This is a genomic window from Salmonella sp. SJTUF15570 (assembly GCF_043357055.1).
GTDB classification, from domain to species: domain Bacteria; phylum Pseudomonadota; class Gammaproteobacteria; order Enterobacterales; family Enterobacteriaceae; genus Salmonella; species Salmonella enterica.
This window is the reverse complement of sequence record NZ_JBEUKJ010000019.1, coordinates 1-22899: the sequence shown is the minus strand read 5'-3', so window position 1 is coordinate 22899 and position 22899 is coordinate 1. Positions and strand designations below refer to the sequence as shown.

The 22899-nt window shown below is 52.9% G+C and carries 24 protein-coding genes and 1 riboswitch; of the genes, 15 read left to right on the top strand and 9 right to left on the bottom strand.

Annotation, left to right across the window (positions count from 1 at the left end):
* Positions 1-124 precede the first annotated feature (124 nt).
* Positions 125-269, top strand: a riboswitch (molybdenum cofactor riboswitch).
* The 9 genes from moaA (at position 257) to ABVN44_RS23320 (ending at position 5766) form a co-directional block, all read left to right on the top strand.
* Positions 257-1246, top strand: a complete 990-nt coding sequence (moaA, locus tag ABVN44_RS23360; RefSeq protein ID WP_000168180.1) for a GTP 3',8-cyclase MoaA — start codon at positions 257-259, stop codon at positions 1244-1246. It overlaps the preceding riboswitch by 13 nt.
* Positions 1247-1267: 21 nt before the next feature.
* On the top strand, positions 1268-1780 hold the full coding sequence (gene moaB, locus ABVN44_RS23355) for a molybdenum cofactor biosynthesis protein B (RefSeq protein WP_000084604.1): 513 nt from the start codon (positions 1268-1270) through the stop codon (positions 1778-1780).
* A 2-nt stretch (positions 1781-1782) separates the two neighbouring features.
* A complete protein-coding gene (moaC, locus tag ABVN44_RS23350) occupies positions 1783-2268 on the top strand; it encodes a cyclic pyranopterin monophosphate synthase MoaC (protein WP_000080894.1) in 486 nt (161 codons plus the stop codon).
* Positions 2261-2506 carry a molybdopterin synthase sulfur carrier subunit gene (gene moaD, locus ABVN44_RS23345; protein ID WP_000598596.1) on the top strand — a complete coding sequence of 82 codons (246 nt, stop codon included), beginning with the start codon at positions 2261-2263 and terminating at the stop codon, positions 2504-2506. The genes moaC and moaD overlap by 8 nt, the downstream gene beginning before the upstream one ends.
* A 1-nt stretch (position 2507) precedes the next feature.
* Positions 2508-2960, top strand: a complete 453-nt coding sequence (gene moaE, locus ABVN44_RS23340) for a molybdopterin synthase catalytic subunit MoaE (protein WP_020898569.1) — start codon at positions 2508-2510, stop codon at positions 2958-2960.
* A 47-nt stretch (positions 2961-3007) separates the two neighbouring features.
* Positions 3008-3712 carry a Bax inhibitor-1/YccA family protein gene (locus tag ABVN44_RS23335; protein WP_000373611.1) on the top strand — a complete coding sequence of 235 codons (705 nt, stop codon included), beginning with the start codon at positions 3008-3010 and terminating at the stop codon, positions 3710-3712.
* A 146-nt stretch (positions 3713-3858) separates the two neighbouring features.
* Entirely contained in the window at positions 3859-4566 is a 708-nt protein-coding gene (locus tag ABVN44_RS23330) for a Bax inhibitor-1 family protein (RefSeq protein WP_023231408.1), read from the top strand.
* A gap of 23 nt (positions 4567-4589) precedes the next feature.
* Positions 4590-5198 (top strand): hypothetical protein, encoded by a 609-nt coding sequence (locus tag ABVN44_RS23325; protein WP_077248404.1) that lies wholly within the window; start codon positions 4590-4592, stop codon positions 5196-5198.
* 7 nt (positions 5199-5205) lie between these two features.
* Positions 5206-5766 (top strand): hypothetical protein, encoded by a 561-nt coding sequence (locus ABVN44_RS23320; protein ID WP_001052196.1) that lies wholly within the window; start codon positions 5206-5208, stop codon positions 5764-5766.
* A gap of 2 nt (positions 5767-5768) precedes the next feature.
* On the opposite strand, the gene ABVN44_RS23315 is transcribed toward ABVN44_RS23320, so the two are convergent.
* The 3 genes from ABVN44_RS23315 to ABVN44_RS23305 are packed head-to-tail and all read right to left on the bottom strand — an operon-like array spanning position 5769 to position 8727.
* Positions 5769-6731 (bottom strand): YbhN family protein, encoded by a 963-nt coding sequence (locus ABVN44_RS23315; RefSeq protein WP_001129817.1) that lies wholly within the window; start codon positions 6729-6731, stop codon positions 5769-5771.
* Positions 6731-7972 carry a cardiolipin synthase ClsB gene (gene clsB / locus ABVN44_RS23310; RefSeq protein ID WP_000649639.1) on the bottom strand — a complete coding sequence of 414 codons (1242 nt, stop codon included), beginning with the start codon at positions 7970-7972 and terminating at the stop codon, positions 6731-6733. The genes ABVN44_RS23315 and clsB overlap by 1 nt, the downstream gene beginning before the upstream one ends.
* Positions 7969-8727: an endonuclease/exonuclease/phosphatase family protein gene (locus ABVN44_RS23305; RefSeq protein WP_000192039.1), complete on the bottom strand. Its 759-nt coding sequence runs from the start codon at positions 8725-8727 to the stop codon at positions 7969-7971. Before ABVN44_RS23305 ends, clsB begins: the two co-directional genes overlap by 4 nt.
* Positions 8728-8859: 132 nt before the next feature.
* On the opposite strand from ABVN44_RS23305, the gene ABVN44_RS23300 reads away from it, so the two are divergent.
* Positions 8860-9270: a YbhQ family protein gene (locus ABVN44_RS23300; protein WP_000871970.1), complete on the top strand. Its 411-nt coding sequence runs from the start codon at positions 8860-8862 to the stop codon at positions 9268-9270.
* Here ABVN44_RS23300 and ABVN44_RS23295 read toward each other — a convergent pair.
* The 6 genes from ABVN44_RS23295 to ABVN44_RS23270 form a co-directional block, all read right to left on the bottom strand.
* Positions 9232-10338, bottom strand: coding sequence for an ABC transporter permease (locus ABVN44_RS23295; RefSeq protein ID WP_023231406.1), 1107 nt, complete (start codon positions 10336-10338; stop codon positions 9232-9234). The genes ABVN44_RS23300 and ABVN44_RS23295 overlap by 39 nt on opposite strands.
* A gap of 115 nt (positions 10339-10453) precedes the next feature.
* Positions 10454-11584 (bottom strand): ABC transporter permease, encoded by a 1131-nt coding sequence (locus tag ABVN44_RS23290; RefSeq protein ID WP_000045762.1) that lies wholly within the window; start codon positions 11582-11584, stop codon positions 10454-10456.
* The gene (locus tag ABVN44_RS23285) at positions 11577-13313 is read right to left on the bottom strand and encodes an ATP-binding cassette domain-containing protein (protein WP_001287612.1); all 1737 of its coding nucleotides are present in this window, start codon (positions 13311-13313) and stop codon (positions 11577-11579) included. Before ABVN44_RS23285 ends, ABVN44_RS23290 begins: the two co-directional genes overlap by 8 nt.
* Complete coding sequence (gene hlyD / locus ABVN44_RS23280) at positions 13306-14301, bottom strand: secretion protein HlyD (RefSeq protein WP_000743436.1); 996 nt, start codon at positions 14299-14301, stop codon at positions 13306-13308. The genes ABVN44_RS23285 and hlyD overlap by 8 nt, the downstream gene beginning before the upstream one ends.
* Positions 14301-14975: a transcriptional regulator CecR gene (cecR, locus tag ABVN44_RS23275; RefSeq protein WP_023231419.1), complete on the bottom strand. Its 675-nt coding sequence runs from the start codon at positions 14973-14975 to the stop codon at positions 14301-14303. The genes hlyD and cecR overlap by 1 nt, the downstream gene beginning before the upstream one ends.
* Positions 14976-15048: 73 nt before the next feature.
* Entirely contained in the window at positions 15049-15972 is a 924-nt protein-coding gene (locus ABVN44_RS23270) for a LysR substrate-binding domain-containing protein (protein ID WP_001075546.1), read from the bottom strand.
* 338 nt (positions 15973-16310) lie between these two features.
* Between ABVN44_RS23270 and ABVN44_RS23265 the strand changes: the two genes are divergently transcribed.
* The 5 genes from ABVN44_RS23265 to adhE all read left to right on the top strand — a co-directional run.
* Positions 16311-17642 (top strand): MFS transporter, encoded by a 1332-nt coding sequence (locus ABVN44_RS23265; RefSeq protein ID WP_001518324.1) that lies wholly within the window; start codon positions 16311-16313, stop codon positions 17640-17642.
* A gap of 50 nt (positions 17643-17692) precedes the next feature.
* Positions 17693-18442 (top strand): SDR family NAD(P)-dependent oxidoreductase, encoded by a 750-nt coding sequence (locus ABVN44_RS23260; RefSeq protein WP_000924697.1) that lies wholly within the window; start codon positions 17693-17695, stop codon positions 18440-18442.
* Positions 18443-18455: 13 nt separating this feature from the next.
* Positions 18456-19301: a transketolase gene (locus ABVN44_RS23255; RefSeq protein WP_000784291.1), complete on the top strand. Its 846-nt coding sequence runs from the start codon at positions 18456-18458 to the stop codon at positions 19299-19301.
* Positions 19301-20293 carry a transketolase family protein gene (locus tag ABVN44_RS23250; protein WP_000083414.1) on the top strand — a complete coding sequence of 331 codons (993 nt, stop codon included), beginning with the start codon at positions 19301-19303 and terminating at the stop codon, positions 20291-20293. Before ABVN44_RS23255 ends, ABVN44_RS23250 begins: the two co-directional genes overlap by 1 nt.
* A 56-nt stretch (positions 20294-20349) precedes the next feature.
* Positions 20350-22899 (top strand): bifunctional acetaldehyde-CoA/alcohol dehydrogenase (adhE, locus tag ABVN44_RS23245; protein WP_393954310.1); only part of this gene is annotated, 2550 nt, incomplete at its 3' end.

The window sequence follows — 22899 nt, the reverse complement described above, 5'->3', positions numbered from 1 at the left end:
TATCAATGTAAAAGTGTGATTTTCACGTATTCTGTCGCTAAATAGCACGATCATATCGCTATGTATATGTTTATATAGCGAAAGCGTGATGGCGAAATTGTCATTTACACGCTAGTATCGGCGTAACCACAGTAAACACTCTAGCCTCTGCACCTGGGTCATTTTTGATATGGTGCTTTGGCCGTGACAACGTTTAACGTTTGCCACCAGGGCGCAGGAAGAAATGACTCCGCCTCCCGTATTTGGAAAGGTGTACATGGCTTCACAACTTACCGATGCTTTCGCGCGTAAGTTTTACTACTTGCGTTTGTCGATTACCGATGTGTGCAACTTTCGTTGCACCTACTGTCTGCCGGATGGCTACAAACCTGGCGGCGTCACTAACAACGGTTTCCTTACCGTCGATGAAATTCGTCGCGTTACGCGCGCTTTTGCCAGTCTTGGCACGGAAAAGGTGCGTCTTACCGGCGGCGAGCCTTCATTACGCCGCGATTTTACCGACATCATTGCCGCCGTGGGTGAAAATGATGCTATTCGCCAGATCGCGGTGACCACTAACGGTTATCGACTGGCGCGCGATGCCGCGAACTGGCGCGAAGCGGGGCTGACGGGCGTCAATGTTAGCGTGGATAGTCTGGATGCGCGTCAGTTCCATGCGATTACCGGTCAGGACAAATTCCGCCAGGTGATGGCGGGCATCGATGCCGCCTTTGACGCCGGTTTCGAAAAGGTGAAAGTCAACACCGTGCTGATGCGCGACGTGAATCACCATCAGTTGGATACCTTCCTTGCCTGGATTCAGCCTCGCCCCATTCAGCTACGCTTCATTGAACTTATGGAGACGGGCGAGGGGAGCGATCTCTTCCGCAAACATCATATTTCGGGTCAGGTATTACGCGACGAGCTGATTAAGCGCGGTTGGATCCACCAGCTCCGCCAGCGCAGCGATGGCCCGGCGCAGGTTTTTTGTCATCCCGATTACGCCGGTGAGATCGGCCTCATTATGCCGTATGAAAAAGATTTCTGCGCCACCTGTAACCGCCTGCGTGTTTCGTCCGTCGGTAAGCTGCATTTATGTCTGTTTGGCGACGGCGGCGTGAGTTTACGCGACCTGTTACAGGATGACGCGCAGCAATACGCGCTTGAGGAACGTATTTCCGACGCGTTGCGGGAGAAAAAGCAGACCCACTTTCTTCACCAGAGCAATACTGGTATTACGCAAAATTTATCTTACATTGGCGGTTAATCCTTAATAAGGAGATTTCAGATGAGTCAGGTCAGCGCTGAATTTATCCCGACCCGCATCGCTATTCTTACTGTTTCCAGCCGACGCGGCGAAGAAGACGACACCTCCGGTCATTATCTGCGTGATTCGGCGCAGGAGGCCGGGCATGAAGTGGTGGCGAAAGCCATCGTTAAAGAGAACCGTTACGCGATTCGCGCCCAGGTTTCCGCCTGGATCGCCAGTGATGAGGTGCAGGTCGTATTGATAACTGGTGGGACCGGTTTGACCGAAGGCGATCAGGCGCCGGAAGCGCTGTTGCCGCTGTTCGATCGTGAAGTGGAAGGATTTGGCGAAGTGTTTCGCATGCTCTCGTTTGAAGAGATCGGTACCGCAACTCTGCAGTCGCGCGCGGTAGCTGGCGTGGCGAATAACACCTTGATTTTCGCCATGCCGGGCTCCACAAAAGCGTGCAGAACCGCATGGGAGAATATCATTGCGCCGCAACTGGATGCCCGTACACGCCCATGTAATTTTCACCCTCATTTAAAGAAATAACGATGTCGCAATTAACCCATATAAACGCCGCAGGCGAAGCGCACATGGTGGACGTTTCCGCGAAAGCGGAAACCGTTCGTGAAGCGCGGGCGGAAGCATTCGTTACCATGCGTAGTGAAACGCTGGCGATGATTGTTGATGGCAAACACCACAAGGGCGATGTTTTCGCCACCGCCCGTATTGCCGGTATTCAGGCCGCCAAACGCACCTGGGAGTTGATCCCGCTGTGCCACCCGCTACTGCTAAGTAAAGTGGAGATTCAGCTTCAGGCCGAGCCGGAGCATAACCGCGTACGTATTGAGTCTCTGTGCCGTCTGACCGGTAAAACCGGCGTCGAAATGGAAGCGTTAACTGCGGCGTCCGTCGCGGCGTTAACCATCTACGACATGTGTAAAGCGGTACAAAAAGATATGGTAATTGGTCCGGTGCGCCTGCTGGCGAAAAGCGGCGGCAAATCGGGGGATTTTAAGGTGGATGCGCATGATTAAGGTGCTTTTCTTCGCCCAGGTTCGCGAGCTTACAGGAACTGACGCGCTGGATCTTCCAGCAGATTTTTCCACCGTTGAGTCGCTGCGACAGCATCTGGCGACAAAGAGCGATCGTTGGGCGCTGGCGCTGGAAGACGGTAAGCTGTTGGCGGCGGTCAACCAGACGCTGGTAAGTTTTGACCATCCGCTGACGGCGGGCGATGAAGTGGCGTTTTTCCCGCCAGTCACGGGGGGCTAACATGCGTGAAACGCGAATTGTAGTCGGCTCTGCGCCGTTTAGCGTCGGGGAGGAATATTCCTGGCTGGCGGCGCGCGACGAAGACGGCGCGGTCGTCACCTTTACCGGAAAAGTGCGCAATCATAACCTGGGCGATAGCGTTAAGGCGCTGACGCTGGAGCATTATCCCGGCATGACTGAGAAAGCTCTGGCGGAGATCGTCGCGAAGGCGCGTTCCCGCTGGCCGCTGGGGCGGGTCACGGTGATTCATCGCGTTGGCGAATTATGGCCGGGCGATGAGATTGTGTTTGTCGGCGTCACCAGCGCGCACCGCAGTAGCGCGTTCGACGCCGGTCAGTTCATTATGGATTATCTGAAAACCCGTGCGCCGTTCTGGAAGCGTGAAGCCACGCCGGAAGGCGATCGCTGGGTCGAAGCGCGCGACAGCGACCAGCAGTTGGCGAAACGTTGGTAGCAGAATGTGATACGCTTTAGGGTATCATTTCCACACAGGAGTTCATCATGGACAGATTTCCACGATCTGATTCAATAGTGCAGGCGCGGTCCGGCCTGCAGACCTATATGGCGCAAGTGTATGGCTGGATGACGGTCGGACTGTTACTGACCGCGTTTATCGCGTGGTATGCGGCTAATACGCCAGCCGTCATGATGTTTGTCTTTTCCAGTAAGATCACCTTCTTTGGCTTAATTATTGCCCAGCTTGCGCTGGTGTTTGTTCTGTCGGGACTGGTGCATAAACTTAGCGCCGGAATGGCGACGACGCTGTTTATGCTCTATTCGGCGCTAACCGGATTGACGTTATCCAGTATTTTTATCGTTTACACCTACTCCTCTATCGCCAGCACGTTTGTGGTGACGGGGGGAATGTTTGGCGCCATGAGCCTGTACGGGTACACCACTAAACGCGATCTTAGCGGTTTCGGCAATATGCTGTTTATGGCGCTTATTGGTATCGTTCTGGCGTCGCTGGTCAATTTCTGGCTGAAGAGTGAAGCGCTGATGTGGGCGGTAACCTATATCGGGGTGGTGGTGTTTGTCGGTCTGACCGCCTATGACACGCAGAAACTGAAAAATATCGGCGAGCAAATAGATACCCGCGATAGCGCTAATCTGCGTAAATATTCGATTCTCGGCGCGTTAACGCTGTACCTGGACTTTATCAACCTGTTCCTGATGTTACTGCGTATTTTTGGTAATCGCCGCTAATTATAGCGATCTCTTAAAATCCTGGCCCTGCGCCAGGATTTTTTTTAGGACTATATTTAGGGCGAAACAGCATAAATATCTTAGAAATGTTTTCCTGCGCTTGCCATTCTTATCACCGTGATCATGTGAAGAGTGATAAATGACAAGTGGGACCTCTGGCTGCAATACGTATACGGCAAATAGCATTTATTCCCGCGACAATGTTATCCCTTACCTATTGGTATACTGCGTTGGGACTATGGTGTACCGCCGGCATTATATGGTTAACGTTGTATACTCATTTTTTGATACCTCATGTTCAACCTGTTGTTGTTTTGTGGATATCAGCACTTTTGCTTGGCCTGGGGTATGGGACCATTACCTGTCTTTCCCGCTTTGGCACTGTTGTCGCAACGTTGATATATATTGCCATCATTACGCTTACCGGCGTGTCATTAGCTTACCTTTTCTCAGGTGGCGCGACCATTTTCGTGATTGTTGGAATCATGTTTAGTCTTAATGCCTTATTTATTTTCTACCTGAATATCAGTTCTGGTCTATTCAGGCCGTTAATTTTTATGGCGGTAAGCGGGATCATTGCTGCGATAGTTGTCAATAGCCTGGTGGCCAGTAGCACTCTGGTCTGGATAGTCAGTGTGCTGACGGTATTGGTGTGGACATTGATTACAGCACTAGAAAAATCGACACTTCATGGTTATGCCCGCATGTTATACCACAGCGAGTTTTCATCCCTGTCTCGTTGCGCTTTACCTGGCGCGCTGACGCTTTACCTTGGCATTATTAATGCTGTGGTTACGCTGTGTCGTTATATCATTTTGATGATTCTGGAAATACTATTATCTTTCAGGCCGTAGGCGTTGCAGGTTTTTTATTCAGGTTGGTGATGATGGGTATAATGAGTAAATTATGTGGCAAACAATTTTGGTTAGCGTTTTGTGAAGCTAAAGACGTCACTCGCGCCATTAAAAATGGCGGCGAGGATTTTAATAAGAAATGCCCGCCAGCGCTGATTTCTCATTTCATTACCGGATTGTCATGGGAACATTCATTACCCAATCCTGCGCCTGTTTGCGCGTTTAGTTTTATGCTTCTTGTGGGGGGTGTGTGCAGTGCGCATTTTGTTTTTGATAAGTTTATCCTGTATTGGCCACTAAATATAATTATTTATTTTGGCAGTGCTATAGGTATGATGCTATGTGTTATGGCTGAGGTATGGCTTATTGCCAAAGGTTTTATCCTGGGGTTGCGCCTCTGCGTTTTACTGTTTTTATTAAATATTATGCTCTGCGGTACTGGATTATTTGACGTGTTGTGCCATCAAAATAGCGAACTAAAGAGTGATCTGGTTATCGCGATTATTATGGTTGTGCTTTGCCGCTGGGTGATGAATGGCGAAACGTTTACGATGATGATTCGTTTCTGCCTGGGGCGTCGATTAGTGCGAGTCGCATTACAAAAATATCTCACCTCACAGACAAGGAAATGATAAGCCCATGAACCTGATGACGTGGCTAACAGGAAAAACACTGGCGGAGCTGGTGAAAAAAGGGCAGTTGATCCCGCCAGAAATTAAGTTACCTGTGTATCCGGCCAGCCACTACAAAAAAAACTGGTATGAACAAGGTATTCCTCACGGAGGCGTTATTGGGCTTACGGCGATCATGATGACCATGACATGGATCGTCAGTATAAACATGGTTATTGCGCAGTTTGAGCTGCACAATAAAAAGCATCTGGAGCTGGTCTTCTTCCTGGCCGTGGGCTATATCGCTTTTCTTACCCCGTCAAATCAGCTCCTGCTTAAAGGAAGAATGAGCGGGGTCATTATTTACCGCTATGCGCTATTGCTGGCCATTATTTCCGTTACGTTGGCAACGTTCTGTACCCTGTCATCAGTATTCATGGGCGAGTTTCACGAAGTGCTCCTGCTGCTGTTTAGCTGGTCATTGCTGCTTTTTTCCCGCTTACAGATGAATACGTCTTTTTTCTCAGCATATGTTTATTTTTACCGGATAAAACGCGTTGTGCTGGAAAGCGAAAACGCGTCTGCTTAAATTTATTTCGCCATCGCCCGCTCGTTTTTCGCCCGCAGCTTCTTCGCCCGGCTCTCCAGGATCAGATAGCACACCAGCGCCAGCAACAGGGGAATAAAATAGTAAAGCACGCGGTACGCGAGCAGGGCGGCGATAATCGTGCCTTGCGACGTATGTTCGCCCGCCAGCAACGCAAGGAATACGGCCTCCAGCACGCCGATGCCTGCCGGAATATGCACGATGACGCCCGCGATACTGCTCACCAGCAGTACGCCCAGCACAAAGAAATAGTTCACATCCTGACCCATCAGCAGCCAGATGATGGCGCCCATCGCCATCCAGTTCGCGCTGGAGATCGCCATCTGCGCCAGCGCGAATTTCCATGACGGCAGCACCAGTTTCTGTCCTTTAATCGTCATATGCCGCCGCTTCGCAAAGGCGCAAAACCACAGATAGACCGCGATAATCAACAATAAAACGATACCGAGAATTCGTAGCGTGCCTTCATCGATATACCAGTGGTCGGGAAGCTGGACAATGCCGAAGGTAAAAATGATGCCGCCAAGCAGAATATAGCCCAGCCAGTTAGTGGTAATGCTGAGTGAGAAAATACGCGTGATAGTACTGCCGGGCAACCCGAGGCGAGAGTACAGTCGGTAACGCATCCCGATCCCGCCGACCCAGGTGCTGAGCGTCAGGTTAAAGGCATAGCAGACGAACGATACCAACATCACCTGTCGCTTCGCCAGTTTATGGCCGCAATAAAGCCGTCCAAGCAGGTCGTAGCAGCCGTACAGAAGATAGCTAACGATCACCAGTCCTACAGCGCTTAAAAGCGCCGTGCGGTTATAGTCGCGGATGACGGTCCAGACATCGCCCCAGTCGACCTTTTTAGCATAAACCACCAGCAGAACGACGACCGCAATAAAAAACAGCCAGGTCAGCACTTTTTTAGCCAGCCGCCAGCGCGGATGCGATTTAGCCATTAGGGCTTCACTCCTGTATTTTCTGGATCAACGCGATCCTGGGTTTCCATTTCTGGCTGGGCAGGCGGGGGAACCTGCGCCAGATGCGGGGTATGCGCCGGTAGCCAGCCGACCAGCGCCGGGAAATGACGTAAAAAGTGGAACGCCAGCACGCTTTTGGTCAGGTTCCACCAGGTGCGTTTCGGCAGCATAGACTCATCGACCTGCTTACAATCGTTCACGATGATGCCTTGTAAATTATCGCGCAGGGTCTGGTTAAAGGTACGATCGTGAATGATCAGGTTAGCTTCAAGGTTAAGCGACAGGCTGAGCGGATCGAGATTACTCGACCCTACCGTGGCCCAGTGATCGTCCATCAGCGCCACCTTGCCATGCAGCGGACGGCGTCGGTATTCATAAACCTGCACGCCGCCCTTCACCAGATAGTTATAGAGCAACCGCGCGCCGACTTTGACTATCGGCATGTCTGGTTCCCCCTGGACAATCAGTTTTACGCTCACGCCACGGCGGGCGGCTTTACGCATTGCGTGGAGCAAGCGATAGCCGGGGAAAAAATAGGCGTTAGCGATAATCACTTCACGCTTTGCCTGGGTCAGCATTTTCAGATAATGACGTTCGATATCGTCGCGGTGTTCTTCATTATCCCGCCAGACAAACAGCGCCTGCGCTTCGCCGGGGTGGCGGTTTTCTTCGGCCTGATGATGGCGCTTCCACCAGCGGCGCGCGGGGCTTTGCCCCGGCAGATTCTCGACTTCGAATTGCAGGATATCGGCCACTACAGGCCCTTCGACCCGTACCGCGTAGTCTTGTTTCGCCTGCGGGCCGTAATCCGACATATGTTCGGCGGAGTAGTTAATGCCGCCGACAAAGGCAATACGATCATCAATCACCACAATTTTGCGGTGCATTCGGCGGAAGATATTGGTTCGCAACCCCAGTAGACGCGGGCGGGGGTCGTAATAGCGAAAAATAACGCCCGCCGAGGTTAATTCGCCGACAAACGCGTCGCTGAGATCGGGAGAGCCGTAGCCGTCGAGTAATACTTCGGCTTTTACGCCGCGCTGTGCGGCTTTTAGCAGAGCGGCATGGAGTTTTTTACCCACCTCATCTTCAAACAAGATAAAGGTTTCCAGAATGATTTTTTGCTGTGCTTGAGCGATAGCCTCAAACACGGCAGGATAGAACTGGTCGCCGTTTTCCAGTAGCTGAATTTGATTACCTTCACGCCAGCCGCATTTCATAGATGGATCTCCGCGCTAAGGGGGGCATGGTCTGATAAATGTCGCCAGTTCCGCAGCGGCAGCGCCGTAGGAGAACTGGCGTTCGCATTCTTGACGTAAATACGATCGAGTCGCAGCAGCGGCATACTCACCGGGAATGTGCGCGCCGGTCGGCCATGGGCACGGGTGAATATCTCCTCCAACCCGGCCGCGTTTAACGGCGGGCCGGCCTTTTGCCGCCAGTCATTAAAGTCTCCGGCCACCAGCACCGGTTCTGATTCCGGCAAGGCATTCACCCATCCCGCCAGCATGGTTAGCTGTGCCTGGCGGTGACTCTCCCGCAGGCCGAGATGTACGCACATGACGTGGATAGGGCGGTTGAGCATGGGCGGCGTAATGCGGCAATAGAGCACGCCGCGTTTTTCGCTACCGCCGACCGAGACGTCGCGATTTTCATAATGTTCAATGGGATAACGAGAAAGAACCGCGTTACCGTGGTGGCCTTCCGGATAGACCGCATTGCGGCCATAGGCGAAATCGCTCCACATGGTGTCGGCTAAAAATTCATAGTGGGTAGTGTCCGGCCAGTTTTCGATATGCAGCGGATGCACTTCGTGCGCGCCCATCACTTCTTGCAGACAGACGATATCGGCGCCGACCGTTCTGACGGCGTCGCGCAGCTCCGGCAGGATGAAGCGTTTATTAAAGGCGGTAAAACCTTTGTGCGTATTAATTGTGAGCACTTTGAATGAAAAATTTCGCGTGTGTTGAGTCATTTTCTTCCTGTCCGCGTCACTATCCTGATTGAAATAGTGTAGTCGTCGTCACAAAAAGATGCGGTCTTACGGAATTTTCCGTAAAGTTCGGTACTCTGAATAATGAGAGAAAAATGCTTCAGGAGAAAAGCCATGAAGTGGCAACAACGCGTTCGTGTCGCAACCGGCCTCGGTTGTTGGCAGATTATGTTGCATTTACTGGTAGTGGCGATGCTGGTAATAGGCTGGATGAGCGGCACATTAGTGCGCGTCGGCCTGGGATTATGCGTGCTTTATGGCGTGACGGTACTGCTGATGCTGGCGTTGCAGCGCCATCATGAGCAACGCTGGCGCGATGTGGCGGATGTGCTGGAAGAGCTGACTACCACCTGGTACTTCGGCACCGCGCTGATTGTCCTCTGGCTGCTATCCCGCGTATTGCAAAACAATGTCTTACTGGCGCTGGCGGGGCTGGCTATCCTGGCCGGGCCCGCCGTGGTCTCGCTACTGGCGAAAGATAAAAAGCTACATCACTTTGCGTCTAAACATCGCATACGCCGCTGAACCCGTGGTGGCCGCTATTACCAGTAGCGGCCACAAACTTCCCCAGACAATCCCCAGACTCGCGTCCTTAAGATAAATTTGCTTAGTAATATCAGTAAAGTGGCGGATAGGGTTTATCCACGTCAGGTTTTGCAGCCAGACCGGCATATTTTCCACCGGCGAGACATACCCCGAGAGCAAAATCGCCGGCATCATAAAGACAAAGACGCCGATAAACGCCTGCTGTTGCGTGGCGCAAAGCGATGATATCAGCAAGCCAAAGCCTACCAGCGACAGCCCGTAAATCACCATCGTGAAATAAAACAGCGCTAACGAACCGGCGAAGGGAATTTGGTATGCCCAAATGCCGATAGCCAGCACGATCGTGGCCTGGAAGGTCGCGACAATCAGCGCCGGCACCGCTTTACCAACGAAAATCTGCCAGGTGGTGAGCGGAGAGACCAGCAGCTGATCCAGAGTGCCTTGTTCACGCTCGCGGGCGACGGACAGCGAAGTGACGATCATCACGCCAATAGTGGTGATCATGGCGATCAGCGAGGGCACCACAAACCACTTGTAGTCCAGATTCGGGTTATACCAGTTGCGTACCACCAGTTCGCTATTGTTGGGCTTTGGCTTGCCGTCCATCAATGTCTGCTGATACTCCTTGACGATCTGTTGCAGATAATTGGCGGCGATTTGCGCGCTGTTGGAGTTACGTCCATCAAGAATGAGTTGCATCGGCGCAGGCTGGAAGGTATCCAGATTCCGCGAGAAATCCGCCGGGAAGCGCACCAGCAGCAGCGCTTTTTGCGTATTGATAGTCGGCTGGATCTCCTGCGGACTGTTCAGCAATAGCACATGGGTAAACGCTTTCGCGCGGGCAAAGCGCTGGGTAAGTTCTACCGAATGTTTGCCGTTATCTTCGTTATAGATGGCGATAGTCGCGTTAGTGACTTCAAGCGTCGCGGCGAACGGAAACAGGATGACCTGAATCAGCACCGGCAGAATCAGGATCGCGCGCGTTTGTGGTTCGCGTAAAAGCGATTGCAGTTCTTTGCGAATTAACGTCCATAAGCGATGAAACATGTCCGTCCTCTCAGTCCAGTTTGTAGGCCTGATAAGCAAAGCGCATCAGGCATAATACCGGATGGCGGCGTGAACGCCTTATCCGGCCTACGACGACAATTATCCATACACATAGTTAATCCAGCCGTCGTTTGGTTTTTAGCCACGTCAGGCCAATAAACATCACCGCCGAGGCGATTAAAAACAGTACGTTAACGCCTAACACGACCGGAATATTGCCGGCCAGAAACAGACTTTGTAGGGTGCTGACAAAATAGCGCGCCGGAATAATATAGGTCACCGCGCGGATCACCGCAGGCATACTGTCTATCTGGAAGATAAATCCGGACAGCATAATCGAGGGCAAAAACGCGGCGTTCAGCGCCACCTGCGCGGCGTTAAACTGGTTGCGAGTGATAGTGGAAATCAACAGCCCCATCCCCAGCGTACTCAGTAAAAACAGACTGGTGATGATAAACAGAATCACCAGCGAACCGCGATACGGCACGCCGAGAATAAACACCGATACCAGCATACAGAGCAGCATCGCCAGCATACCGAGAAAGTAATAGGGAATAAGCTTACACAGCAGCAGTTCAACACGCGTCACTTCGGTTGAGAGCAGCGCCTCCATCGTGCCGCGCTCCCATTCGCGGGCAACGACCAGCGAGGTGAGGATGGCGCCAATTACCGTCATGATAATGGTCACCGCCCCGGGAATGATAAAATGCTGACTGATCGCCGCCGGGTTAAACCAGTAGCGCGTCTGGACGTCGATGAGCGGTTCAAAGGTGTCGCCGCGATCTTCCGCCCGCTGCTGTTGCCAGATTTGCCAGATGCCTTCAACATAGCCCTGAACGAAGTTGGCGGTGTTTGGCTCGCTGCCGTCGGTAATCACCTGAATCGGCGCGCTGTCACCGGCGCGCGCCATTTGCTGCGCGAAATCCACCGGAATCACCACCAGTCCGCGAATGCGTCCGGCCTGCATTTTTTCAATTAATTCATGGCGATTATCGCTAATGGTCGCGTCGATATAGGGTGAACCGGTCATCGCATGAGTGAAATCCAGCGCCTCCTGGCTTTGCTGTTCAAGCAGAATCCCCACCCGCAGCTTGCTGGAGTCGAGGTTAATGCCGTAACCAAAAATAAACAGCAACAGCAGCGGGATCACCACCGCAATCAGCCAGCTACTGGGATCGCGCACGATCTGGCGCGTCTCTTTGACGCACAACGCACGCACGCGGCGCCAGGAGAGAGACTTACTCATGCGTATGCTCCTTATCCCAGTCATTGATGAGAGTGATAAAGGCCTGCTCCATCGTCGGATCGGCCTGTTGCTCATCGGCGGCCTGCGCTTTGAGATCGTCCGGCGTACCGCTGGCGATAAGCTTCCCGCGATAAACCAGTCCGATGCGATCGCAATATTCCGCCTCATCCATAAAGTGGGTCGTCACCATTACCGTGACCCCTTTTTCCACCATGCTATTAATATGCAGCCAAAATTCACGGCGGGTGAGGGGATCAACCCCGGACGTTGGTTCATCAAGGAATAAAATATCCGGTTCGTGCATCAGCGAGCAGGCCAGCGCCAGTCGCTGTTTAAAGCCCAGCGGTAGCGCATCGGTGGGATGCGACGCGATGCTTTTCAGACCAAACGCTTCACTCATGCGCTGAATTTTTTCATTTTGCGCGCGGCCCCGCAAACCGTAGACGCCGGAGAAAAAACGCAGGTTCTGCTCAACCGTCAGGTTGCCGTAAAGCGAAAATTTTTGCGCCATATAGCCCAGATGCTGACGGGCTTTGCCGGAGCTGACTTTCAGGTCCATATCCAGCACCAGCGCCTTGCCGGACGTCGGCACCAGCAGGCCGCACATCATTTTAAAGGTGGTTGATTTACCCGCGCCGTTCGGGCCGAGCAGGCCAAAAATCTCGCCGCGCTGTACGACGAAATTAACATGGTCCGTGGCTGCGAAATCGCCAAATTTTTTCGTCAGTTCCTGCGCTTCAATCACCGTTTCGCCGGCAGTGCCTTCAACCGTATGCAGGATTGAACCCAGCGGAGACTCCGAGGTTCCCGCTCCGCCAAGCAGATCGATAAACGCATCTTCGAAGCGCGGCGCGGTCTCATTGAGGGTGATTTCCGGCATCCCTTCGGCCTGGCGAATATCTGCTGCGGTCGCCTCTTTTTTCAGGATCAGGCGTACCGAACGTCCCTGAATCATGCCGTCGCTCACCTGCGGCAGTCTGAGCGCTCTCTGTAGCAACTTACGGTTGTTTTCCTGTGGACTGCTCATCAGAAAGCTACGACCGGCCATCGTTTGCGTCAGCGCTTTAGGTTCGCCCTGATAGAGCAGCTCGCCTTCATTCATCAGCAGCACATCGCGACACTGTTCGGCTTCATCCAGATAGGAGGTACTCCATAAAATCAGCATCCCGTCGCCCGCCAGTTCGTGGACCATTTGCCACAACTCGCGCCGTGAAATCGGGTCAACGCCAACGCCCGGTTCATCCAACAGCAGCACTTTCGGTTCGCCGACCAGCGTACAGGCCAGCCCCAGTTTTTGCTTCATCCCGCCGGACAATTTTCCTGCCAGACGGCCAGTGAAAGGGCCGAGGGCGGTAAACTCCAACAAACGGGCAAAGGTCTTTTCCCGTATCTCGCCGGTAACGCTGCGTAAATCGGCATAGAGATTAAGGTTCTCCATGACGGTAAGATCTTCATACAGACCGAATTTCTGCGGCATATAGCCCAGAACCGCGTGCAGCTCGCTGTCGTTTTGTATCGGGTCGAAGCCCAATACTGACGCGTTGCCGCCATCGGCTTTGAGCAGGCCCGCCAGCATACGCATCAGCGTGGTTTTTCCTGCGCCGTCCGGCCCTACCAGCCCGGTGACATAACCGGAATGAATGGTACAGTCGAGCGGCGCGACGGCGGGTTTATCCATTCCCGCAAAGCGCTTCGTCAGACCGTGCAGCGTAATAACGGCCTCACTCATGCCGTGCCTCGTCATTAAATTTCACCGTGACTGGCATCCCCTGGCGTAACGCATCGTCCGCATCGGTGACGATAATGCGCAGGCGATAGACGAGATCGGTACGCAGATCCGGCGTTTCGACGGTTTTCGGCGTAAATTCCGCGGTGGGCGAAACGAAACCAATCTTGCCGTGGTAAGGTTTGTCAGGACGACCGTCGGTATACAACAGAATGTCGCGCCCCGGTTGCGTCTGACTGAGGTTGCGTTCATCGACATAGGCGCGCACCCAGACGGGGCGGGTCAGCGAGAGCGTTAATACCGTGCTGCCGGCGTTCAGCATACTGCCAGGCTCGACCGCGCGGGTGAGCAAGGTTCCGTTGGCAGGCGCGATAAGCGTGGTGTCCTGCAAATCAAGCTGCGCCTGCGCCAGTTGGGCCTTTGCCTGTTCCAGGCTGGCTTTCGCCTGGGCGATATCCTGTTCACGATTACCGGTACGGTACTGGCTCAGTTTATCCTGCGCGGACTTCAGCGTCGCCTGCGCCTGATCGCGCGATGAGCGGGCATTTTCCAGATCGTTAGCGGAAATGGTGCGGCTTTTCCACAATCCTTGCTGACGGTTATAAAAGTTTTGCGCGTAGTCATAGGCGGCTTGCGCCTGTCTGACGGCGGCGGCGGCCTGGGCTATCTCTTCATCGCGATAGCCTGCCAGCATCAAATCATATTGCGCCTGCGCGACCGACACGCCAGCTTTCGCCTGCATTAGCGCGTTTTCGTATGGCGCGTGATCCAGTTCGCCGAGCACCTGTCCGGCTTTGATAGTATCGCCTTCATCAACATTCAGCGACGCCAGCCTGCCGCCGACGCGAAAGCTGATATTGACGGTACGGATATCGACATTACCGTATAGCGTCAGCCCATCGTCCTGCCGACTTTGATACCACCAGGTTCCACCGGCAATCACAGCGACGATCGCTGCGATTGCCAGTCCGATAACGACAGGTTTTTTCATCAGTCCAGACTCCTTTGCGTTAAACCGTGCAGAATAAGATCGATGTGGCAGGTTACCGTCTGGTAAATCAGCGCCGCTTTTTCTTCATCAAACTGCGGCCAGCCGGTACGTAACAGAATAGTTTCTTTGCCGAGACGGAACGCCAGCACTTCGCCCAGTAAGGCATGGGTATGCAAAATCATGCGCGTATCATTGGCGTCGCAGCCGGTATAAGCGGCAACCAATCTTGTCAGATGGGTGTGCAACGGATCGATAACCTGTTCATGGACCAATTGATAGGCCGACGTGGGAGAGAGCTGCTCGCGTGAAATAAATTTGCTCAGGTTAACGGTGTCTTCCTGCGTCAGCAGCATAATCATGTTCTTGCAGGCGAGCAGAATGAGCTCGCGTATGGCGTCCCGGTCAGGGGCAGGCTGGCGAAACAGACGTTCCGCTTTTTCAGCATGGGGGCGAAATTTTTCGCCAAGAAAATCGGCAATCCACTGGGCGCAGGCGAGGTATAAATCCTCTTTTGAGCCGAAATAGTAAGTAATGGCGGCAATATTTTGCCCCGCCAGCGCGGCGATATCGCGCGTGGTGGCATGGAGGCCATACTCGCCAAACTGCGCCAGCGCGGCGGCAATGAGCTGACTTTTCGCCTGCTCGCCCTTGGTGGTCGTAGTGGGAATATTCATCACACGCCCTAAGTCTTAATCAATCGATTGATTAACTTTAGGCGCACATTTCAGGTTTGTCTACCGCCAGCTATTAGATCTGAAATCCTTCGCGGCTTAGCTCTTTGGAAACCCAATTAAAGAATATCTTCACTTTCTCTTTTTGTTCATTGTGATGTGGCAAAACGAAGTGGTGAGCGTTAACCGGCATACTCACGTCAGTCGTAAAAACGGGCGCCAGGTGGCGTTGGCTAACGCTTTGTCCGGCCAGTAAATTGCTTTCAAGAATAATCCCCATGCCCATACGTGCAGCCTCAATGCTCATATAGGAGCGGTCAAAATTAAAAATAAAGTTTTTATTCCAGCCGCGAACCTTATGCCAGGACAGCCAGTTGCTCCAGTTGATCAGCGTGCTATCTGAATGAATAAGATCGCAACCCAGTAAGTCTTCAATGTTTTGAATGCTATGACTCGCTAAATAAGTCGATGACGTATAGGGGAGCATACGTTCATTTTTTATGGTTTTGACGACCAGCGTCGGCCATTGTGAAAGGCCGTGGCGGATATCGATGTCGATATTATCACGGGAGAACTGAATACTTTCGTAAGAACAGGTCAGGCTAATTTTAAGCTCAGGCCAGGCCTGGCGAAATTTATTCAGACGGGGCATCAACCATAGTAATCCAAAACTCGGTGCTGAATGTATGCGTAAATAATCCTGGTGAATATCATTTATGACCTGGTTGGTAGCCTGTCCAATAATGTTTAACGCCCCCGAAACCTCTTTTAAATATTTTTCACCAATCGCGGTCAATACGACGCCTTTACTGCTGCGCGAAAAAAGTTTCTTTCCCAGATACTGTTCCAGACTGGCTATCTGATGGCTTACCGCGGAGGCCGTAACATTGAGATTTTCAGCTGCCAGATTCAGGCTGTTGGTATCAGCCACTTCAATGAATGCCTGGATATTGCGTAAAGATGGCACAGGCAAGCTTTTATTCTGTAGTGGCTGGTTCATGATTATCTCCGGTGAATGGAATGATGATCGCCCAATTTTATTACCCCAGGAAGTAAATTCAGCGGTTACTCCCCTAATACCTGGTCAGCTTAACATAGGCGAAAAATAAGTTATGGGGTAATTCGTGATGAAGTTAACAGTTTTATCTGCCATTTCTGTCGGTCAAGCTGATTCAACAATAATTTGAATCCAGTCACGAAGCAAATTTTCCTCATTCATAATTGAGGTTTTTTGAATACCGTTTCTTTTGGGGATTGTTATATTGCAACCACAGGCCTGATAACAAGGCGCGATGCGGTAAGGTTCGCGAAAATATAAAACAATAATGAGGATACCCTATGTCACGTATAGATACTGTAGTCTGTACTGACGCCAGGAAGACAAAATATCGTTTGGTGGTTTTGACGATGATTTTCCTGGTGTATGCAATAAATTACGCCGACAGAACCAATATCGGCGCGGTGCTGCCGTTTATCATTGATGAGTTTCATATCAACAACTTTGAAGCCGGGGCCATCGCCAGTATGTTTTTCCTTGGCTACGCGGTAAGCCAGATCCCGGCAGGTTTTTTTATCGCCAAACGTGGCACGCGGGGGTTAGTTTCACTATCAATTTTCGGCTTTTCCGCTTTCACCTGGCTGATGGGCACGGTAAGTTCGGTGTTTAGCCTGAAGATGGTGCGACTGGGACTGGGGCTTAGCGAAGGACCATGCCCGGTGGGTCTGGCTTCAACGATTAATAACTGGTTTCCGCCGAAAGAGAAAGCCACGGCAACCGGCGTTTATATCGCGGCCACCATGTTTGCGCCGATTATCGTGCCGCCGTTGGCGGTGTGGATTGCGGTCACCTGGGGCTGGCGGTGGGTCTTTTTCTCCTTTGCGATCCCGGGGATCGTGGCGGCGATTGCCTGGTATTTACTGGTTAAGTCCAAACCTTCAGAGAGCGGATTTGTTTCGCAAAGTGAACTGGAAGAGATTAATGCCGGGCGTGATATCCATAAAAACACCGTGCGGGAAAATATATTAATTGCCGATCGTTTCACTTTGCTGGATAAAATTATTCGGGTGAAAAAAATGGCGCCTATCGATACGGCAAAAGGATTATTTACTTCCAAAAATATCCTCGGTGACTGCCTGGCCTATTTTATGATGGTTAGCGTGCTGTACGGCTTATTAACCTGGATTCCGCTCTATTTAGTGAAAGAGCGCGGTTTTGATGTCATGAGTATGGGGTTTGTAGCCAGTATGCCGTGCATCGGCGGGTTTATTGGCGCGATTGGCGGCGGATGGATTTCGGATAAAGTATTAGGCCGTCGTCGTAAGCCAACGATGATGTTTACTGCTATTTCTACCGTGGTCATGATGTTAATTATGCTGAATATTCCGGCAAGCACCTGGGCGGTATGTGTTGGGTTATTCTTCGTCGGTTTATGCCTGAACATTGGCTGGCCCGCATTCACAGCATACGGTATGGCGGTTTCGGACACGAAAACTTATCCCATTGCCTCTTCTATTATCAATAGCGGCGGCAACCTCGGCGGGTTTGTCGCTCCGATGGCTGCGGGTTTTTTACTTGATAAGACCGGCAGCTTTAATTCTGTATTTACCTATTTCGGTATCTGCGCAGCAATTGGTCTGGTGGTTATTCTCTTCCTCGATGAGCCACAATAACGGAAATATATCCTGTTAATTAATATGACGTAATGTCATGGAGTGAAAATATGTTATTAAAAGATAAAGTCGCCATTATTACTGGCGCGGCCTCCGCACGCGGTTTAGGTTTTGCTACCGCGAAATTATTTGCTGAAAACGGCGCTAAAGTGGTCATTATCGACCTCAATGGCGAAGCCAGTGAAGCCGCAGCTGCGGCATTAGGCGAAGGTCATCTCGGGTTGGCGGCAAACGTCGCTGACGAAGTTCAGGTTCAGGCGGCAATTGAACAGATCATGGCTAAATATGGTCGGGTCGATGTACTGGTGAATAACGCCGGTATTACTCAGCCGCTGAAGCTAATGGACATTAAGCGCGCTAATTATGACGCGGTGCTTGACGTCAGCCTGCGCGGCACGCTGTTGATGTCACAGGCGGTTATCCCGGTCATGAGAGCGCAAAAATCCGGCAGCATTGTCTGCATCTCCTCCGTTTCCGCCCAGCGCGGCGGCGGTATCTTCGGCGGCCCGCACTACAGCGCGGCAAAAGCCGGCGTGCTCGGTCTGGCGCGGGCGATGGCGCGTGAGCTTGGCCCCGATAACGTCCGCGTAAACTGCATCACTCCGGGGCTGATTCAGACCGACATCACCGCCGGTAAGCTGACCGATGAAATGACGGCCAACATCCTTGCCGGGATCCCGATGAACCGCCTGGGCGATGCGGTAGACATCGCGCGCGCCGCGCTGTTCCTGGGAAGCGATCTCGCGTCCTACTCCACCGGTATCACCCTGGATGTTAACGGCGGCATGTTAATTCACTAAGCGAGGCAATGAGATGAAGATGACCGAATCACAAAAAGTCGCCGCAGCGGCGTGGCGCATCCGCCGCTACGCCCTGCAAATGGGGGAAGTTCAGGGACAGGGCTATATCGGCCAGGCTCTGGGCTATGCCGATGTGCTGGCAACCGCGTTCAGCCACGCGATGACCTACCGTCCGGAAGACCCTGAGTGGGAAGGGCGCGACCGCTTCCTGCTTTCTCACGGCCATTACGCTATCGCCTACTATGCGGCGCTGCTGGAAGCGGGAATTATCCCGGAAGAGGAGCTGGAAACCTACGGTTCCGACGACAGCCGCCTGCCGATGTCGGGGATGGCGACCTACACGCCGGGGATGGAGATGTCCGGTGGTTCGCTGGGGCAGGGGCTGTCCATTGCCGTAGGAATGGCGCTCGGGCTGAAGCAAAAGAGCAGCACGTCCTGGGTTTATAACTCTATGTCGGATGGGGAGCTGGACGAAGGTTCAACCTGGGAAGCGGCGATGTCGGCAGCCCACTATGGCCTGACTAACTTGATTAACATCGTTGATGTTAACAAACAGCAGGCGGACGGCGATTCGCGCAAAATCCTCGGCTTTGAGCCGCTGCATGAAAAATGGGCCGCTTTCGGCTGGTACGTACAGCGCGTGGACGGTAACGATCTGGCTGCGGTGATTGCGGCCTTTGACAACGCGAAAAGTCATGCCGGCAACCAGCCGCGGGTCATTCTCTGCGACACGCTGATGGGCAAAGGGGTGCCGTTCCTCGAAACCCGCGATAAGAACCATTTTATTCGCGTCGATGCTGACGAGTGGCAAAAAGCGATTGCGGTGCTGGACGCTAACAAACCGGAAGGAGTGTTGTAATGAGCCAGAGTAAACCACGTTTAAAAACGTCCGCGATGATTGCTTCTATCGCCGATGAAGGCCAGGCGACGATCCCTGCGCCGTTTGGCGTCGCGCTGTCAAAACTGGCGGCGCAGCGCCCTGAAATCGTCGGTATGACCGCGGACCTGTCAAAATATACCGATCTACATATTTTCGCCCAGGCTTTCCCGGATCGCTTTTTCCAGATGGGAATGGCGGAACAGCTGCTGATGGGAGCGGCGGGGGGCATGGCGAAAGAGGGATTTATTCCCTTCGCTACCACCTACGCTGCGTTTGCCACCCGTCGCGCCTATGATTTTATCCATCAGGTGATCGCCGAAGAGCATCTGAACGTGAAGATCTGTGCAGCGCTGCCGGGCCTGACGACGGGTTATGGCCCAAGCCACCAGGCAACCGAAGATCTGGCGATTATGCGCGGCATTCCCGGCATGGTTATCGTCGATCCTTGCGATGCGCTGGAGATAGAGCAGGCGGTACCGGCAATTGCTGACCATAACGGCCCGGTGTATATGCGCCTGCTGCGCGGTAAGGTGCCGCTGGTGCTGGATAAGTACGACTATCAGTTTGAGCTGGGCAAGGCGAAACTGCTGGAGGACGGCAATGATGTGCTGATTATCTCTTCCGGGCTGATGACCATGCGTGCTCTGGAGGCGGTTGAAAAGCTACGCGCCGATAATATCAGCGTGGCCGTGCTGCACGTGCCGACAATCAAGCCGCTTGATGAAAAAGCGATTATTGAGCAGGCGTCGAAGCCCGGTCGCCTGGTGATGACCGCGGAAAACCATACCTCGGTCGGCGGGTTAGGGGAGGCGGTTGCCGCGCTGCTGATGCGTAAGGGCGTACGCTGTGAGCTGGATACCGTTGGTTTGCCTGACGAATTCCTGCTGGCCGGCGCGCTGCCGACGCTGCACGATCGCTACGGCATCTCCACCGCGATGATGGTAGAAAAAATTAAGCATCGTCTGCGTTAATGACTTTCGCCGCCGTGTTCTGCGGCGGCGCTTCTCTGTTTCCGTTCGAGGTTTCCATGTCGATTAATTCCATTGAAGAATTAAACGCGCTGGTTGCGCGCGTCAAAAAAGCCCAGCGTCAGTACGCGAGTTTCACGCAACAACAGGTAGACAAAATCTTCCGCGCCGCTGCTCTGGCCGCCGCTGATGCCCGCATTCCGCTGGCCAAAATGGCGGTCGCCGAGTCTGGTATGGGCATCGTGGAAGACAAAGTGATTAAAAACCACTTCGCTTCCGAATATATCTATAACGCCTATAAAGATGAAAAGACCTGCGGCGTGCTGTCAGAAGACGACACTTTCGGGACCATTACGATTGCTGAACCTGTCGGTATTATTTGCGGCATCGTTCCGACAACCAACCCGACCTCTACCGCGATTTTCAAGTCGCTAATTAGCCTGAAAACGCGTAACGCCATCATCTTTTCTCCGCATCCGCGCGCTAAAGAGGCAACCAACAAAGCGGCAGATATCGTTCTGCAAGCGGCTATCGCTGCCGGCGCGCCGAAAGATCTGATTGGCTGGATCGATCAACCTTCCGTAGAACTGTCTAACGCGCTGATGCACCACCCGGATATTAACCTGATCCTTGCGACGGGTGGTCCAGGCATGGTTAAAGCAGCATACAGCTCCGGCAAACCGGCTATCGGCGTAGGCGCAGGTAACACTCCGGTAGTGATTGATGAAACTGCTGACATTAAACGCGCTGTGGCGTCAATCCTGATGTCGAAAACCTTCGATAACGGCGTAATCTGTGCTTCTGAACAGTCTGTTGTCGTTGTTGACTCCGTCTATGATGCCGTTCGCGAGCGTTTTGCGAAATGCGGCGCGGTGATTCTGAATAAAAAAGAGAGGAAAGCTGTAGGCGGAGTATTGCTCAAAAATGGGGCGCTGAACGCGGCAATTGTCGGCCAGTCAGCGGCTACAATCGCAGAGATTGCCGGCATTTTTGTGCCTGAAAACAGCAAGGTTCTGATAGGGGAGGTGAGTGCAACGGACGTCTCTGAGCCTTTCGCTCACGAAAAACTCTCTCCGACGCTCGCCATGTACCGAGCAAAAGATTTTTCCGATGCGGTAGATAAAGCGGAGCAACTGGTCGCTATGGGCGGTATCGGTCACACCTCCTGCCTGTACACTGACCAGGATAACCAGCCAGAACGCGTTGCTTACTTCGGTCAGATGATGAAAACTGCGCGTATCCTGATCAACACCCCTGCTTCTCAGGGGGGTATCGGTGACCTGTACAACTTCAAACTCGCACCTTCCCTGACGTTGGGTTGTGGTTCCTGGGGTGGTAACTCCATCTCTGAAAACGTTGGTCCGAAACACCTGATCAACAAGAAAACCGTTGCTAAGCGAGCTGAAAACATGTTGTGGCACAAACTTCCGAAATCTATCTACTTCCGCCGTGGCTCTCTGCCCATCGCGCTGGATGAAGTGATTACTGATGGCCACAAACGTGCGCTCATCGTGACTGACCGCTTCCTGTTCAACAACGGCTATGCAGACCAGATCACCTCTGTGCTGAAAGCGGCTGGCGTTGAAACCGAAGTCTTCTTCGAAGTTGAAGCCGACCCGACGCTTTCCGTTGTTCGCAAAGGCGCTGAGCTGGCTAACTCCTTCAAACCAGACGTGATTATCGCGCTGGGCGGTGGTTCCCCGATGGACGCCGCGAAAATCATGTGGGTCATGTACGAACACCCGGAAACCCACTTTGAAGAGCTGGCGCTGCGCTTTATGGACATCCGTAAACGTATCTACAAGTTCCCGAAAATGGGCGTGAAAGCGAAAATGATCGCCGTCACCACCACTTCCGGTACCGGTTCTGAAGTCACACCGTTTGCGGTTGTGACCGACGATGCAACCGGTCAGAAATATCCGCTGGCTGACTATGCCCTGACCCCGGATATGGCGATTGTCGATGCCAACCTGGTGATGGATATGCCGAAGTCCCTGTGTGCGTTCGGTGGTCTGGATGCGGTAACTCACGCCCTGGAAGCTTACGTTTCCGTACTGGCTTCTGAGTTCTCTGACGGTCAGGCTCTGCAGGCCCTGAAACTGCTGAAAGAAAACCTGCCGACGTCTTACCACGAAGGGTCTAGAAACCCGGTTGCGCGTGAACGTGTTCACAGTGCAGCGACTATCGCCGGTATCGCGTTTGCCAACGCCTTCCTCGGTGTATGTCACTCCATGGCGCACAAACTGGGCTCTCAGTTCCACATTCCGCACGGTCTGGCGAACGCCCTGCTGATTTGTAACGTTATCCGCTACAACGCGAATGACAACCCGACCAAGCAGACCGCTTTCAGCCAGTACGATCGTCCGCAGGCACGCCGTCGTTACGCTGAAATTGCTGACCACCTGGGCCTGAGCGCGCCGGGCGACCGTACCGCCGCTAAGATTGAAAAACTGCTGGCATGGCTGGAAAGCATTAAAGCTGAGCTGGGCATTCCTAAGTCTATCCGTGAAGCAGGCGTACAGGAAGCTGACTTCCTGGCACACGTTGACAAACTGTCTGAAGATGCCTTCGATGACCAGTGCACCGGCGCTAACCCGCGTTATCCGCTG

What these genes read in the sequence shown, in the direction of transcription:
- moaA (WP_000168180.1), top strand. Translation starts at nt 257, where the DNA reads ATGGCTTCACAACTTACCGATGCTTTCGCGCGTAAGTTTTACTACTTG.
- moaB (WP_000084604.1), top strand. Translation starts at nt 1,268, where the DNA reads ATGAGTCAGGTCAGCGCTGAATTTATCCCGACCCGCATCGCTATTCTT.
- moaC (WP_000080894.1), top strand. Translation starts at nt 1,783, where the DNA reads ATGTCGCAATTAACCCATATAAACGCCGCAGGCGAAGCGCACATGGTG.
- moaD (WP_000598596.1), top strand. Translation starts at nt 2,261, where the DNA reads ATGATTAAGGTGCTTTTCTTCGCCCAGGTTCGCGAGCTTACAGGAACT.
- moaE (WP_020898569.1), top strand. Translation starts at nt 2,508, where the DNA reads ATGCGTGAAACGCGAATTGTAGTCGGCTCTGCGCCGTTTAGCGTCGGG.
- ABVN44_RS23335 (WP_000373611.1), top strand. Translation starts at nt 3,008, where the DNA reads ATGGACAGATTTCCACGATCTGATTCAATAGTGCAGGCGCGGTCCGGC.
- ABVN44_RS23320 (WP_001052196.1), top strand. Translation starts at nt 5,206, where the DNA reads ATGAACCTGATGACGTGGCTAACAGGAAAAACACTGGCGGAGCTGGTG.
- ABVN44_RS23315 (WP_001129817.1), bottom strand. Translation starts at nt 6,731, where the DNA reads ATGGCTAAATCGCATCCGCGCTGGCGGCTGGCTAAAAAAGTGCTGACC.
- clsB (WP_000649639.1), bottom strand. Translation starts at nt 7,972, where the DNA reads ATGAAATGCGGCTGGCGTGAAGGTAATCAAATTCAGCTACTGGAAAAC.
- ABVN44_RS23305 (WP_000192039.1), bottom strand. Translation starts at nt 8,727, where the DNA reads ATGACTCAACACACGCGAAATTTTTCATTCAAAGTGCTCACAATTAAT.
- ABVN44_RS23300 (WP_000871970.1), top strand. Translation starts at nt 8,860, where the DNA reads ATGAAGTGGCAACAACGCGTTCGTGTCGCAACCGGCCTCGGTTGTTGG.
- ABVN44_RS23295 (WP_023231406.1), bottom strand. Translation starts at nt 10,338, where the DNA reads ATGTTTCATCGCTTATGGACGTTAATTCGCAAAGAACTGCAATCGCTT.
- ABVN44_RS23290 (WP_000045762.1), bottom strand. Translation starts at nt 11,584, where the DNA reads ATGAGTAAGTCTCTCTCCTGGCGCCGCGTGCGTGCGTTGTGCGTCAAA.
- ABVN44_RS23285 (WP_001287612.1), bottom strand. Translation starts at nt 13,313, where the DNA reads ATGAGTGAGGCCGTTATTACGCTGCACGGTCTGACGAAGCGCTTTGCG.
- hlyD (WP_000743436.1), bottom strand. Translation starts at nt 14,301, where the DNA reads ATGAAAAAACCTGTCGTTATCGGACTGGCAATCGCAGCGATCGTCGCT.
- cecR (WP_023231419.1), bottom strand. Translation starts at nt 14,975, where the DNA reads ATGAATATTCCCACTACGACCACCAAGGGCGAGCAGGCGAAAAGTCAG.
- ABVN44_RS23270 (WP_001075546.1), bottom strand. Translation starts at nt 15,972, where the DNA reads ATGAACCAGCCACTACAGAATAAAAGCTTGCCTGTGCCATCTTTACGC.
- ABVN44_RS23265 (WP_001518324.1), top strand. Translation starts at nt 16,311, where the DNA reads ATGTCACGTATAGATACTGTAGTCTGTACTGACGCCAGGAAGACAAAA.
- ABVN44_RS23260 (WP_000924697.1), top strand. Translation starts at nt 17,693, where the DNA reads ATGTTATTAAAAGATAAAGTCGCCATTATTACTGGCGCGGCCTCCGCA.
- ABVN44_RS23255 (WP_000784291.1), top strand. Translation starts at nt 18,456, where the DNA reads ATGAAGATGACCGAATCACAAAAAGTCGCCGCAGCGGCGTGGCGCATC.
- ABVN44_RS23250 (WP_000083414.1), top strand. Translation starts at nt 19,301, where the DNA reads ATGAGCCAGAGTAAACCACGTTTAAAAACGTCCGCGATGATTGCTTCT.